Source organism: Citrobacter sp. Cb028 (assembly GCF_030336705.1).
Classification (GTDB): Bacteria; Pseudomonadota; Gammaproteobacteria; order Enterobacterales; family Enterobacteriaceae; genus Citrobacter; species Citrobacter braakii.
On sequence record NZ_JAOWCZ010000035.1, the window covers coordinates 28,755 to 43,093 of the forward strand.

The 14,339-nt window shown below is 54.8% G+C and carries 10 protein-coding genes and 1 pseudogene; 8 read left to right on the forward strand and 3 right to left on the reverse strand.

The annotated features are described in order from the left end of the window. The first annotated feature begins 8 nt into the window (after nucleotides 1–8). From OGV75_RS18975 to tadA, 3 genes are read left to right on the forward strand one after another with little or no spacing between them, the layout of a single operon-like run. A complete protein-coding gene (locus OGV75_RS18975) occupies nucleotides 9–1,373 on the forward strand; it encodes a PTS transporter subunit EIIC (protein WP_016157168.1) in 1,365 nt (454 codons plus the stop codon). 3 nt (nucleotides 1,374–1,376) lie between these two features. Continuing rightward, nucleotides 1,377–2,012 (forward strand): phosphatidylglycerophosphatase C, encoded by a 636-nt coding sequence (gene yfhb / locus OGV75_RS18980; protein WP_200014402.1) that lies wholly within the window; start codon nucleotides 1,377–1,379, stop codon nucleotides 2,010–2,012. 57 nt (nucleotides 2,013–2,069) lie between these two features. Then, nucleotides 2,070–2,567: a tRNA adenosine(34) deaminase TadA gene (gene tadA, locus OGV75_RS18985; protein ID WP_200014404.1), complete on the forward strand. Its 498-nt coding sequence runs from the start codon at nucleotides 2,070–2,072 to the stop codon at nucleotides 2,565–2,567. A gap of 48 nt (nucleotides 2,568–2,615) precedes the next feature. Here the strand turns inward: tadA and mltF are convergent, their stop codons facing one another. After that, nucleotides 2,616–4,166, reverse strand: a complete 1,551-nt coding sequence (gene mltF, locus OGV75_RS18990; RefSeq protein WP_200014406.1) for a membrane-bound lytic murein transglycosylase MltF — start codon at nucleotides 4,164–4,166, stop codon at nucleotides 2,616–2,618. Between the two features lie 257 nt (nucleotides 4,167–4,423). Between mltF and purL the strand changes: the two genes are divergently transcribed. The 5 genes from purL to glnB all read left to right on the forward strand — a co-directional run bounded on the left by purL (nucleotide 4,424) and on the right by glnB (nucleotide 12,801). Beyond that, complete coding sequence (gene purL, locus OGV75_RS18995) at nucleotides 4,424–8,311, forward strand: phosphoribosylformylglycinamidine synthase (RefSeq protein ID WP_200014408.1); 3,888 nt, start codon at nucleotides 4,424–4,426, stop codon at nucleotides 8,309–8,311. Nucleotides 8,312–8,871: 560 nt separating this feature from the next. After that, on the forward strand, nucleotides 8,872–10,302 hold the full coding sequence (qseE, locus tag OGV75_RS19000; protein ID WP_049282310.1) for a two component system sensor histidine kinase QseE/GlrK: 1,431 nt from the start codon (nucleotides 8,872–8,874) through the stop codon (nucleotides 10,300–10,302). A gap of 22 nt (nucleotides 10,303–10,324) precedes the next feature. Further along, nucleotides 10,325–11,068, forward strand: coding sequence for a two-component system QseEF-associated lipoprotein QseG (gene qseG, locus OGV75_RS19005; protein WP_049041523.1), 744 nt, complete (start codon nucleotides 10,325–10,327; stop codon nucleotides 11,066–11,068). Then, nucleotides 11,068–12,402: a two-component system response regulator GlrR gene (glrR, locus tag OGV75_RS19010; protein WP_304412487.1), complete on the forward strand. Its 1,335-nt coding sequence runs from the start codon at nucleotides 11,068–11,070 to the stop codon at nucleotides 12,400–12,402. Before qseG ends, glrR begins: the two co-directional genes overlap by 1 nt. 60 nt (nucleotides 12,403–12,462) lie before the next feature. Then, complete coding sequence (gene glnB / locus OGV75_RS19015) at nucleotides 12,463–12,801, forward strand: nitrogen regulatory protein P-II (RefSeq protein ID WP_002914032.1); 339 nt, start codon at nucleotides 12,463–12,465, stop codon at nucleotides 12,799–12,801. Here the strand turns inward: glnB and OGV75_RS23690 are convergent. Beyond that, nucleotides 12,798–12,893, reverse strand: a pseudogene (locus OGV75_RS23690) (hypothetical protein); the annotation flags it as partial. The gene glnB and the pseudogene OGV75_RS23690 sit on opposite strands and share 4 nt — an antisense overlap. 3 nt (nucleotides 12,894–12,896) lie before the next feature. Continuing rightward, nucleotides 12,897–14,087, reverse strand: a complete 1,191-nt coding sequence (gene hmpA, locus OGV75_RS19020) for an NO-inducible flavohemoprotein (protein ID WP_286481028.1) — start codon at nucleotides 14,085–14,087, stop codon at nucleotides 12,897–12,899. Nucleotides 14,088–14,339 lie beyond the last annotated feature (252 nt).

Below are 14,339 nucleotides of genomic sequence, written 5' to 3' on the forward strand. Positions count from 1 at the left end.
AGGTGTATATGGATAAGACGGCGGTGCTGGCCAGCGACATTCTGCTGGGCGTAGGCGGAGAGCAAAATATTCTGCGCTTGGAAAACTGTATGACCCGCGTCAGGGTGGAAGTTCAGGATGACGATCAGATTGATATTCCCCGTCTCAGGCAACTGCCCGGTGTTAGCGGTTACGTGAAGCAGGGCGCGCAGCATCAGATAATCGTCGGCCCCGGTAAAGCTGCCAAGGTGGTGGATGCCATGCGCTCCCTGATTGCCGGTGGCGGCGAGCGTGCAGATGTGAATAATATCGAGCGCACCAAATCAGAGGCCAAAGCGAAGTACAAAGCGCCAATGAGCGATGCGCTGCGCAAGCTGGCGAACGTCTTTATCCCTCTTATTCCTGCGTTTATCGCCTCCGGTTTGATCACCGGCATTATAAACATCCTTAAGCGACCGGATATCGTGGGGGATTTTGCGACCCATTATCCGAATATGCTGGGGCTGATGGGCATATTTGGCAGCGCCGTGTTTGCCATCATGAATATTCTGGTTGGGGTGAATACCGCCAAAGTCTTCGGCGGCTCTCTGGCGATGGGCGGGGTGATGGCGGGGATCCTCTCCAGTCCGCAGCTGGCGCAGATTACCCTGTTTGGCGAAGCGTTGCAGCCGGGGCGCGGCGGGGTGATCGCAGTGCTGCTGGTGGTTGCGCTGATGTGTTGGATCGAGCGCAAATTCCGCGAGCTGTTGCCGGAATCGCTGGAGCTTATTCTTAACCCGCTGCTGACCACCATCATTACCGGGGCCATCGCGATTGTGGCGCTGCAACCACTTGGAGGCTGGATTTCTGAATCTATCGCTCACGGCGCATCCTGGGCTATCGACCGCGGCGGGTTCCTGGTTGGTGCCATACTGGCGGGAACTTTCCTGCCATTGGTGCTCACCGGACTTCATCAAGGGTTGGTGCCCATCCACGTTGAGCTGGTACAGGCGCACGGTTATAACGCGCTCTTTCCTATCCTGGCGATGGCAGGCGTTGGACAAGTAGGGGCTGCGATAGCGGTGTTGATGAAAACCCGCAATGCGCGGCTAAAGAAAGTGATCAAAGGAGCGCTGCCGGTCGGGCTGCTGGGCATCGGCGAGCCGCTTATTTTTGGCGTCACGCTGCCGTTGGGTAAACCGTTTATCGGTGCCTGCCTTGGCGGAGCGGTAGGCGGGGCGCTGATTAGCTACTGGAAGGTGGCGACGGTTATCACCTTTGGCATCTCCGGTTTGCCGCTGGCACTAACGATTGTTGCCGGAAAAGTGATGTTCTATCTGTTAGGCTATCTGGTAGCAGTTATCGCCGGGTTCCTGTTTACCTGGCTATTGGGGTTCAACGATCCAGAGGAATAAGGTTTGACCAATCACCAGCGCCGCGTTGTTTTTTTTGATTTGGATGGCACGTTACACCAGCAAGATATGTTCGGTAGCTTTATACGTTATCTGCTGCGTCGCCAGCCGCTGAACGCGTTGCTTGTGCTGCCTCTGCTACCGGTGATTGCGCTGGCGCTGCTGATACAAGGGCGCGCCGCCCGCTGGCCAATGAGCCTGCTGTTATGGGGATGTACTTTTGGTCGTAGCGAGGCGCGCCTGAAAGGGCATCAGGCTGACTTTGTGCGCTGGTTTCGCAGTAACGTGACGGCCTTTCCGCTCGTTCAGCAGCGGCTGACAACCTACCTGTTAAGCTCTGACGCCGAAATCTGGCTTATCACTGGCTCCCCGCAGTCGCTGGTCGAGCAGGTGTACTTCGACACGCCGTGGCTACCGCGTGTCAATCTGATCGCCAGTAAAATGGCGCGGGGATTCGGCGGGTGGGTGCTGCCTCTGCGCTGTCTGGGCCATGAGAAAGTGACGCAACTGGAACGCCACATTGGTGCGCCGCTTCGGCTTTACAGTGGCTACAGCGACAGTAATCAGGACAATCCTCTGCTCTCTTTTTGCCAGCATCGCTGGCGCGTCACGCCGCGCGGAGAGCTGCAACAACTCGAATAGAGTAAACGATAGCGTCTGTGTATAATGCGCCCGCTTTGATTACTGGAGTTACCCCCTTTGTCTGAAGTTGAATTTAGCCACGAATACTGGATGCGTCATGCTTTAACACTGGCTAAGCGCGCCTGGGATGAGCGTGAAGTCCCGGTGGGCGCGGTATTGGTACATAACAACCGCGTGATTGGCGAAGGCTGGAACCGTCCGATTGGTCACCATGATCCGACTGCCCACGCTGAAATTATGGCGCTGCGTCAGGGCGGCCTGGTGCTGCAAAACTACCGTCTGTTGGATACCACGCTGTATGTCACTCTGGAGCCGTGCGTGATGTGCGCAGGCGCGATGGTGCACAGCCGTATCGGCCATGTCGTTTTTGGCGCGCGCGATGCGAAAACGGGGGCTGCCGGGTCATTAATGGATGTACTGCATCACCCTGGAATGAATCATCGGGTGGAGGTGACCGAAGGGGTGCTACGGGATGACTGCGCTACGTTGCTCAGTGATTTCTTTCGCATGCGTCGTCAGGAAATCAAAGCGCTGAAAAAAAACGCCAATTTGTAAATGCCGGTCTGATTGCCTGATGACGCTGCGCTTATCAGGCTTCCGAGGCTACTTGCCCTCTTTTTTCTGCGGTGAAAACAGCAGGGAAGGGGAGTGCGACAGGTAATTTGACGACGTCTGAGACAGAAACGCCGAAAGCGGCAATTCATCTTTACCTATTAGCTCTGCCGGCGTCACCGCCGGGTAATCCTGCGCCAGTTGCTGCGTTTCAAGCGCCCGTTTTTCTTTCTCCTGCAGATACCCCACCAGGCTAATCTGGTACTTACGGATATTTTCCACATAAGCGTAGGCTTCGTGGCCACGCGCATAACCATAGGTCAGCTTGTTGTAATACGGCTTTTGGCTGAGCAGCGGCAGACGCTGTTTTACGTCGGACCAGCTGTTCGGATTGCCTTTGGTTTTCACGGTCAGCGTCCGTGCATCCAGCATGTGCGCATAACCCATGTTGTAGGCTGCGAGCGCAAACCAGATGCGTTCCCCTTCGGGGACGGTATCGGGCACTTTACTCATCATATCCTGCAAATACCGTGCGCCGCCGCTGATGCTTTGTTCGGCATCGGTACGGTCGGTCAGTCCGAGACTTTGAGCGGTATTTTTGGTCAGCATCATCAACCCGCGTACGCCGGTCGGGGAAGTGGCCTGCGCGTCCCAGTGTGACTCCTGATAAGAGATTGCGGCGAGCAGTCGCCAGTCTATCTCCTGAGCATATTTCTCAAACAGCGGCTTAAGGTCCGGCAATACGCTGTCTACGGCGCGTAAAAAGGTGCGGGTATCAACATAGTCAAAATCATCGCCATGTCCGAGATACTTTTCTTCTAGTCGCGCCAGAGAGCCGTCTTCATTCATGGTGTTAAAAAAATCCAACAGGGCGGCAGACAGCGTGTTGTCATCGTCCAGGCGACTAAACCAGGTCACCGGCTGTTCGTCAGATACGTCCAGCGCTACGGCCAGTTCAGGATGTACGCGTTGGTATAAGCTGATGGCGACGGAATCGGCAATGGTGTAATCCAGCTTCCCGGCGATAACATCATCAAGCAGTTCAGTAGTGCCCTTTTTGTCATCCACCTTCCAGCTCAGATCGGGAAATTTATTCTCTTTAAGTAACTGGAGATCGTTAACCACCACGTGTCCCGGGGCGATGGTCAGCTGATTTTCGTTCACAGTGGCAAGAGTGCGCGGGCGGTATTGCCCAACCCGATACACCAACTGTTGTGAAACCGAATAGTAGGTTGGGCCGGGCTGGTAATTTTTCACCCGCTCGCTGTTATATACCAGGCCTGCGGCTAACAGATCGGCATGGCCGTTATCCAGGTCGTCAAAAAGCTGGCTGATGTTCTGGCGCACGGTGACTTTTAACTTCACGCCCAGGTAGTTGGCGAATGCCTGAGTCAGTTCATAATCCAGGCCGAATTTCTTACCGTTGAGGGTCGCGTAAGTTAACGGCGAGTCGAGGGTACTGACGCGCAGTTCTCCCCGCGACTGAATGGCGGCGATACGATTTTCGGCTTTACCGAACCAGGGAATAGATGGCCAGAGGGCCGCTGCCAACAACAGCGTTAATATGCCGATGAACAGATAATTAATCTTTAATTTTTTCAATTAGTTAATTCTCTGAACCGTACGTTGTCTCTGCCTGCTGTGGTGATGATTAAGAAGTGAAATCGTCATTAATGAGCGGCATTTTGCTTAAACTTGCGTCAGTTGGCAACTTATTCAGAAACCAGACCGCATTTGATGATAAGAGACGGTCGTGATTTTATTTCGACGCAAACGGTTTCGTCGGCGCGGTAGATTCTTTATAATGACGCCCGTTTCCCCCACTTGGGCACACCGAAAGCTTAGAAGACGAGAGACTTATGATGGAAATTCTGCGTGGTTCACCTGCACTGTCTGCATTCCGTATTAACAAACTGCTGGCACGTTTTCAGGCTGCCAACCTCCAGGTCCACAATATTTACGCCGAGTACGTCCATTTTGCCGATCTGAATGCACCGTTGAATGAGGATGAGCACGCCCAGCTTGTACGCCTGCTGAAATATGGTCCTGCTCTTCACAGCCATGCCCCTGAAGGCAAACTGCTGCTGGTTACGCCTCGCCCTGGCACCATCTCCCCGTGGTCTTCTAAAGCGACTGATATTGCCCACAACTGCGGCCTGCAACAGATTAGCCGTCTGGAACGTGGCATTGCCTGGTATGTAGAAGCCTCTACGCTGACCGCTGAGCAGTGGCAGATGGTTGCTGACGAACTGCACGACCGCATGATGGAAACGGTTTTCTCTGCGCTGAACGATGCCGAAAAACTGTTTGTCCATCACCAGCCTGCGCCGGTCTCCAGTGTTGATCTGCTGGGTGAGGGACGCCAGGCGCTGATCGACGCTAACCAGCGTCTCGGTCTGGCGCTGGCGGAAGACGAAATCGACTATCTGCAGGATGCGTTTACCAAACTGGGACGCAACCCGAACGACATTGAACTGTACATGTTTGCGCAGGCTAACTCCGAGCACTGCCGCCACAAAATTTTTAACGCCGACTGGGTTATCGACGGTAAACAGCAGCCCAAGTCGCTGTTCAAGATGATTAAAAACACTTTCGAAACTACGCCGGACCACGTGCTGTCTGCCTATAAAGACAACGCCGCGGTAATGGAAGGTTCTGAAGTGGGCCGCTACTTTGCCGACCACAAAACCGGCCGCTACGATTTCCATCAGGAGCCAGCCCACATTCTGATGAAAGTTGAAACCCACAACCACCCGACGGCTATCTCTCCGTGGCCGGGCGCGGCTACCGGCTCCGGCGGCGAAATCCGCGACGAGGGTGCAACCGGTCGTGGTGCAAAACCGAAAGCCGGGCTGGTGGGCTTCTCCGTTTCCAACCTGCGTATTCCTGGCTTTGAACAGCCGTGGGAAGAAGACTTTGGTAAGCCGGACCGTATTGTTACCGCGCTCGATATCATGACCGAAGGTCCGTTGGGCGGCGCGGCGTTTAACAACGAATTCGGTCGTCCGGCGCTGACCGGCTACTTCCGCACCTACGAAGAAAAGGTCAACAGCCACAACGGCGAAGAGCTACGCGGTTACCATAAACCGATCATGCTGGCGGGCGGGATCGGTAACATCCGTGCCGATCACGTGCAAAAAGGTGAGATCGTCGTTGGCGCCAAACTGATCGTCCTCGGCGGCCCGGCGATGAACATCGGGCTTGGCGGCGGGGCGGCCTCCTCTATGGCTTCCGGCCAGTCTGATGCCGATCTTGATTTCGCTTCGGTACAGCGCGACAACCCGGAAATGGAACGTCGTTGCCAGGAAGTTATCGACCGCTGCTGGCAGATGGGCGATGCGAACCCGATCCTGTTTATCCATGACGTTGGCGCGGGCGGTCTGTCTAACGCCATGCCGGAGTTGGTAAGCGATGGCGGTCGCGGCGGTAAATTCCAGCTGCGCGATATCCTTAGCGACGAGCCGGGTATGAGCCCGCTGGAAATCTGGTGTAACGAATCCCAGGAGCGCTATGTGCTGGCGGTTGCCGCTGACCAGCTACCGCTGTTTGACGAACTGTGTAAGCGCGAGCGCGCGCCGTATGCGGTGATCGGTGAGGCCACCGAAGAACAGCATCTCACACTAAGCGACAGCCACTTCGATAACCAGCCGATCGACATGCCGCTTGATGTGCTGCTGGGTAAAACCCCGAAAATGACCCGCGATGTGCAGACGCTGAAAGCCAAAGGCGACGCCCTGAATCGTGGCGAAATCTCGATTGCAGATGCGGTTAACCGCGTGCTGCATCTGCCGACTGTCGCTGAGAAAACGTTCCTCGTGACGATCGGCGACCGTACCGTTACCGGCATGGTGGCGCGTGACCAGATGGTTGGTCCGTGGCAGATCCCGGTAGCCAACTGCGCGGTCACCACCGCAAGCCTGGATAGCTACTACGGTGAAGCGATGTCTATCGGTGAGCGTGCGCCAGTTGCGCTACTGGATTTCTCGGCCTCTGCGCGTCTGGCGGTAGGTGAAGCGCTGACTAACATTGCGGCAACGCAGATTGGCGATATCAAACGCATTAAACTGTCGGCTAACTGGATGGCGGCTGCGGGTCACCCCGGTGAAGATGCCGGGCTGTACGAAGCGGTAAAAGCCGTTGGGGAAGAATTATGTCCGGCGCTTGGCCTGACTATTCCGGTGGGCAAAGACTCTATGTCGATGAAAACCCGCTGGCAGGAAGGTAATGAGCAGCGTGAAATGACTTCGCCGCTGTCGCTGGTGATCACCGCCTTTGCCCGCGTGGAAGACGTGCGCCACACGATAACCCCACAGCTCTCTACTGAAGACAACGCCCTGCTGCTGATTGACCTCGGTCTTGGTCACAACGCGCTGGGCGCGACGGCGCTGGCACAGGTTTATCGTCAACTGGGCGACAAGCCTGCCGACGTGCGTAACGTTGAGCAACTGAAAGGCTTCTACGACGCCATTCAGGCGCTGGTCGCGCAGCGTAAGCTGCTGGCCTACCATGACCGTTCCGACGGCGGACTGCTGGTTACGCTGGCGGAAATGGCCTTCACCGGTCACTGCGGTATTGACGCTGATATCCACTCTCTGGGTGACGATCGTCTGGCGGCGCTGTTTAATGAAGAGCTGGGCGCAGTGATCCAGGTTCGCGCTGCTGACCGTGAAGCGGTTGAGGTGTTGCTGGCACAACATGGCCTGGCAGATTGCGTGCACTATCTCGGCCAGGCGGTAACGGGTGACCGTTTCACCCTGAGCGCCAACGGTCAGCCGGTGTTCAGCGAAAGCCGCACCACGCTGCGCATGTGGTGGGCGGAAACCACTTGGCAGATGCAGCGTCTGCGCGACAACCCGGAGTGTGCCGATCAGGAACACGACGCTAAAACCAACGATGCCGATCCTGGCCTCAACGTTAAACTGTCGTTTGATATCAACGAAGATGTTGCCTCCCCGTACATCGCTACCGGCGCGCGTCCAAAAGTGGCCGTGCTGCGCGAGCAGGGCGTGAACTCCCACGTCGAAATGGCGGCTGCCTTCCACCGTGCGGGCTTTGACGCCATCGATGTGCATATGAGCGACCTGCTGGGCGGACGCATCGGTCTGGGTAACTTCCAGGCGCTGGTAGCCTGTGGCGGTTTCTCTTACGGCGATGTGCTCGGCGCAGGGGAAGGCTGGGCGAAGTCGATTCTGTTCAACAACCGCGTCCGTGATGAGTTCGAAACCTTCTTCCATCGCCCGCAAACGCTGGCGCTCGGGGTGTGTAACGGTTGCCAGATGATGTCTAACCTGCGTGAACTGATCCCGGGAAGCGAGCTGTGGCCGCGCTTTGTGCGTAACCACTCCGATCGTTTTGAAGCCCGCTTCAGCCTGGTCGAAGTGACGCAAAGCCCGTCTTTACTGCTTGCCGATATGGTTGGTTCGATGATGCCGATTGCCGTTTCTCACGGTGAAGGTCGTGTGGAAGTGCGTGACGGCGCGCATCTGGCCGCGCTGGAGAGTAAGGGGCTGGTGGCGCTGCGCTACGTTGATAACTTCGGTAAGGTGACCGAGACCTACCCGGCTAACCCGAACGGTTCGCCGAACGGAATTACTGCCGTTACTACTGAAAATGGTCGCGTCACCATTATGATGCCGCACCCGGAACGCGTATTCCGTACCGTGAGCAACTCCTGGCACCCGGAAAACTGGGGCGAGGACAGCCCGTGGATGCGTATCTTCCGCAACGCGCGTAAACAGCTCGGGTAATCAGCTCGATAACCCTTAAGCCCCTCTGCGTGAGGGGCTTTTTTTTGTCTGTCATTTTGTATGCCGCTATCCGACAATGCGTTTAAGTGTCGGGAAATCCCGACATAGGCGGGGTGACGCTGTCGTCAATAAGAGACACTTAATTATATGATTTACAATGAATTTGTTTTTAAGTGCTGAAGGTGTTGCTGATTGGCGACAGTAAGGGTGAAAAATAGCCAAAATCATTTTTCATATGAATAAGAACATTTTCTATATTTATCATTGTGTTAATAAAGTGTTTTGAATATTGGCACAGATGCTGCATAATATAGCCCAGTGGCTCATTCACCTTCTTATGTCAGCCCCTTCGGGACGTGCTACATAAACTTCGAATGACGCACAACAAGGTGCCTGCCGTCCAACATCTGATATTAGCATCGCTCATATCAACCTTCGGGCGAAACGTCGAGTTAGGCACCGCCTTATTCCACAACAAAGCCGGGTTAATCCCGGCTTTGTTGTATCTGACGTTCCCCTCAGTTAGCATCAACCTATTCCTGTCCATTGAGAGTAACGCCTTGAAGCGCTGGTCTGTTTTCCCCCGATCTTTACGTCAATTGGTTACGTTGGCATTTTTGCTTATCCTGCTGCCGTTGTTAGTTTTGGCCTGGCAGGCGTGGCAAAGTCTGAATGCCCTGAGCGCACAGGCGGCGCTGACGAACCAAACCACGCTGATTGACGCCAGACGCAGTGAAGCGATGACCAATGCCGCGCTGGAAATGGAGCGTAGCTACCGGCAATACTGTGTGCTTGATGACCCAACGCTGGCTAAGGTTTACCAGAGCCAACGTAAACGCTACAGCGACATGCTGGATGCGCATGCGGGTGTGTTGCCGGATACCAAGCTTTATCAGGCACTGCGTCAGGACCTCAACGATCTCGCGCAGTTACAGTGCACCAACAGTGGTCCTGATAGCGTGGCGGCGGCGCGGCTGGACGCTTTCGCCAGTGCCAATACTGAAATGGTACAAGCGACGCGCACGGTCGTCTTTTCTCGTGGGCAGCAGCTACAGCAGGAAATAGCCGAACGTGGGCAGTTCTTTGGCTGGCAGGCGCTGGTGCTGTTTCTTGTCAGCCTGGCGATGGTGTTGCTGTTTACCCGCATGATAATCGGTCCGGTGAAGGGCATAGAAAAAATGATCAATCGTCTGGGGGAAGGGCGCTCGCTGGGCGATAGCGTATTATTTACGGGACCCCGGGAGCTGCGCTCCGTGGGACAGCGCATTATCTGGCTGAGCGAACGTCTCTCCTGGCTGGAGTCGCAACGACATCAGTTTTTACGCCACCTGTCCCATGAGCTAAAAACGCCTCTGGCGAGCATGCGCGAAGGTACCGAGCTGTTAGCCGATCAGGTCGTTGGGCCGTTAACGCCAGAGCAAAAAGAGGTGGTCGGTATTCTCGATGACAGTAGCCGCAACCTGCAAAAACTGATTGAGCAACTGCTCGATTACAACCGCAAGCTGGCGGATGACGAGGTTGAGCTTGAACGTGTGGAAATCGCGCCGTTGGTGGAAAGCGTTGTTTCTGCACATAGCCTGCCGGCTCGCGCCAAAATGATACATACTGATGTTGCGCTTGCGGTGAACGCCTGCCTGGCAGAACCGATGCTATTGATGAGCGTGCTGGACAATCTTTATTCCAATGCGGTGCACTATGGCGCTGAATCCGGTAACATTTGGATCCGCAGCAGTTTGCATGGCTCAATGGTATACATTGATGTAATGAATACCGGCACACCGATTCCAGAAGCAGAACAGACCATGATCTTCGAGCCTTTTTTCCAGGGTAGCCATCAGCGAAAAGGGGCGGTAAAAGGAAGCGGGTTGGGGCTGAGCATTGCCAGAGATTGCATCCGCCGTATGCGGGGCAAACTGTATCTGGTTGATGAGCATGCGCAAAACGTTTGTTTTCGCATAGAACTGCCGCTATCTGCAGCGAAAAATCACTAAAATAAACCTAAGTCTGGTGAGTATGCCATACGTTGTTGTCCGAATGCTTAAACGACATTTTTTCCGTCGCGTCATCCTCGCAAGCCTGCCGTGTCTGGCGCTGGTAGGCTGCGTCCCGAACGCGGTGAATCATATTATCGGCGACCCCTCGCAGGAGAAAATTCCGCCTCATCAACTGGCGGACTACCTTGCAACCGACTGTAGCGATATCTGGTCGCTGTCTGGTCAGCCCACAGAGACCAATCCGCTGTACTGGCTGCGGGCGATGGATTGCGCCAATCGCCTGATGCCGGTACAGGCGCGTAGTGAAGCCAGCACGATGATGCCTGATACCTGGCAGGGGGCTTTCAGGCGCGGGATCCTGCTTGATAACGCCAACATTACGCCGCCTGAAAGGCGGGAGACGGTTACGCGCCTCGACGCATTAAGCCCGCAAATTCCGCCACAGGTACGCCCGCTGTATCAGGTCTGGCGCAGCAGTCAGACGTTGCAGTTGCAACTGGCCGAAGAGCGTATGCGCTACAGCAAGCTTCAGCAGGCGTCAGACAGCGATCTTGATACGCTACGTCAGCAGCAGCAACATTTGCAGTCTCAGCTCGATCTCACGACCCGCAAGCTGGAGAATCTAACCGATATTGAACGCCAGCTTTCCACGCGCAAACCTGCCGGTAGTTACAACCCTGATGCGCCGCACGGGAACGATAAACTCACCCCACCTGATAACGAGGAAGGCGCAGCGCCGTCTGCCGATGAGGTCACGCCATGATAAGCCGTAAGCCCGCGCATCTGCTGCTGGTGGATGACGATCCCGGCCTGTTGAAATTACTTGGAATGCGCCTGACCAGCGAAGGCTACAGCGTCGTAACCGCAGAAAGCGGGCAGGAAGGGCTACGAGTGCTGAACCGTGAAAAAGTGGATCTGGTTATTAGCGATCTGCGCATGGATGAAATGGACGGCATGCAGCTGTTTACTGAAATCCAGAAAGTGCAACCGGGAATGCCGGTTATTATCCTCACCGCTCACGGTTCCATCCCCGACGCCGTTGCGGCGACTCAGCAAGGGGTGTTCAGCTTTCTCACTAAGCCGGTGGATAAAGACGCGTTATACCATGCGATCGACGGGGCGTTGGAACAGTCTGCACCTGCCGCTGATGACAGCTGGCGTGAGTCCATCGTCACCCGCAGCCCACTGATGCTGCGCCTGCTGGAACAGGCGCGCATGGTGGCGCAATCGGACGTAAGCGTATTGATCAACGGCCAAAGCGGAACCGGGAAAGAAGTTTTTGCCCAGGCCATTCATAACGCCAGCCCGCGCAGCCACAAGCCTTTTATTGCCATTAACTGTGGCGCATTGCCGGAACAACTGCTGGAGTCTGAGCTGTTTGGTCATGCGCGCGGCGCATTTACCGGCGCGGTGAGCAATCGTGAAGGGCTATTTCAGGCCGCGGAAGGCGGGACGCTGTTTCTCGATGAGATTGGCGATATGCCCGCGCCGTTGCAGGTTAAATTGCTACGTGTATTGCAGGAGCGAAAAGTCAGGCCGCTGGGCAGTAACCGCGATATCGATATTGATGTGCGGATCGTTTCCGCGACCCACCGTGATTTACCCAAAGCGATGGCACGGGGGGAATTTCGCGAAGATTTGTACTATCGCCTCAACGTGGTGAGCCTGAAGATCCCGGCGCTGGCCGAGCGTACGGAAGATATTCCGCTGCTGGCAAACCATCTGCTGCGCCAGTCTGCTGAACGACACAAACCGTTCGTGCGCGCCTTTTCGACCGATGCCATGAAACGGTTAATGACCGCCAGTTGGCCTGGTAACGTGCGTCAGTTGGTTAACGTGATTGAGCAGTGCGTGGCGTTGACCTCTTCGCCGGTGATCAGCGACGCGCTGGTGGAGCAGGCGCTGGAAGGGGAGAACACCGCGCTGCCGACCTTTGTTGAAGCGCGTAACCAGTTTGAACTCAACTACCTGCGTAAGCTGTTGCAAATCACCAAGGGCAATGTGACCCATGCGGCGCGAATGGCGGGGCGCAACCGCACCGAATTCTACAAGTTGCTCTCTCGCCATGAGCTGGATGCAAACGATTTCAAAGAATAAATCTGCGGATTATGTTAGTTTTATTCGATCAAAAGACAGGCGACCTTTTCAAGGAATAGCATGAAAAAGATTGATGCGATTATTAAACCCTTCAAGCTGGACGACGTCCGCGAAGCGCTGGCTGAAGTCGGCATTACCGGTATGACTGTAACAGAAGTGAAAGGGTTTGGCCGTCAGAAAGGCCATACTGAGCTGTACCGTGGTGCGGAATATATGGTGGATTTTCTGCCGAAGGTAAAAATTGAAATTGTGGTCACCGACGACATCGTCGATACCTGCGTCGACACCATTATTCGTACTGCCCAGACCGGTAAAATCGGTGACGGTAAGATTTTTGTCTTCGACGTGGCACGCGTGATTCGTATTCGCACCGGTGAAGAAGACGACGCGGCAATCTAAGCCGCGCCGTGCTTGCCGGATGGCGGTGTAAACACCTTATCAGGCCTACAATATCCCGTAGGCCTGATAAGCGCAGCGCCATCAGGCATGAGTAATTACAAGACTTTATGCGGGCCGAAGCATTCGTAATGAATGTTCTCGTTTTTCACGCCCAGGCCGACCAGCTGCTTCGCGGCAAACTGCATAAAGCCAACCGGACCGCACAGATAAAACTGCATCGCCGGATCGCTGATTGCGCCTTCCAGTTTGTTCAAATCCATCAGACCAACGCTATCAAACGCACCTTTCGCGCGATCGGCTTCGGTTGGCTCACGATACCAGGTGTGTGCGCTAAAGCGTGGCAGCGTTTTGCCCAGTTCATTCACTTCATCGGCAAAGGCATGTACATCGCCATTTTCTACCGCGTGGAACCAGTTAACCTGCGCCGTATGATTCGCTTTTGCCAGCGTATCCAGCATCGCCAGCATCGGGGTTTGACCCACGCCTGCTGAAATCAGAGACACTGGGGTATCGGTCGCAACGTCCATAAAGAAATCGCCCGCAGGTGCAGCTAAGTGAACGACGTCGCCCACATTCGCATGGTTGTGCAGCCAGGTGGAAACCTGACCACCGTCTTCACGCTTCACGGCAATACGGTAGCCTTTGCCATCGGGTTTACGGGTCAGTGAGTACTGACGAATTTCCTGATGCGGGAAACCTTCCGGCTTCAGCCAGACGCCCAGGTATTGCCCCGGATGATATTCAGCCACTGCGCCACCGTCGACAGGTTCAAATTCAAAGCTGGTGATAAGCGCACTGCGTGGGGTTTTTGCCACGATGCGGAAAGGACGGGTACCTTCCCAGCCGCCATTTTTATTGGCATTTTCGCTGTAGATCTGCGCTTCACGGTTGATGAAAACGTTCGCCAGCACGCCGTATGCTTTGCCCCATGCATCCAGAACTTCCTGGCCCGGGCTGAACATTTCGTCCAGCGTTGCCAGCAAATGGCCACCTACGATGTTGTACTGCTCCGGTTTAATCTGGAAGCTGGTATGCTTCTGCGCGATTTTCTCAACGGCAGGCAACAGCGCCGCCAGGTTCTCGATATTGCTGGCATACGCGGCAATAGCGTTAAACAGCGCTTCCCGCTGATCGCCATTACGCTGGTTACTCATGTTGAAGATTTCTTTCAGCTCTGGGTTATGCGTAAACATGCGATCGTAGAAATGGGCGGTCAGCTTCGGGCCTGTTTCAACCAGCAGGGGAATGGTGGCTTTCACTGTAGCGATGGTTTGTGCGTCAAGCATACGGTCTTCCTTTATCTGAAATTTTAATGATGTATGTCAAATGCATCTTATAAAAAATACCCCTGCATTGTAAATGGTTCTTTGTAACTTTGCGTTGTAAAGGTTACATCGTGAAAAATATGCATCACAAACCTGAAAAGAAATCCGTTGAAATTCAGCAGACCTTTGTTCTCCAAAGCCTTGCGTGCCGTGAAGGTAATCGTTTGCGTAAAATCCTTTGTCAAGACCTGTTATCGAAGAATGATTCGGTTA

Excerpts from the sequence above, each read along its gene's own strand:
- OGV75_RS18975 (WP_016157168.1), top strand. The coding sequence starts at position 9 with ATGGATAAGACGGCGGTGCTGGCCAGCGACATTCTGCTGGGCGTAGGC.
- purL (WP_200014408.1), top strand. The coding sequence starts at position 4,424 with ATGATGGAAATTCTGCGTGGTTCACCTGCACTGTCTGCATTCCGTATT.
- qseG (WP_049041523.1), top strand. The coding sequence starts at position 10,325 with ATGCCATACGTTGTTGTCCGAATGCTTAAACGACATTTTTTCCGTCGC.
- glnB (WP_002914032.1), top strand. The coding sequence starts at position 12,463 with ATGAAAAAGATTGATGCGATTATTAAACCCTTCAAGCTGGACGACGTC.
- hmpA (WP_286481028.1), bottom strand. The coding sequence starts at position 14,087 with ATGCTTGACGCACAAACCATCGCTACAGTGAAAGCCACCATTCCCCTG.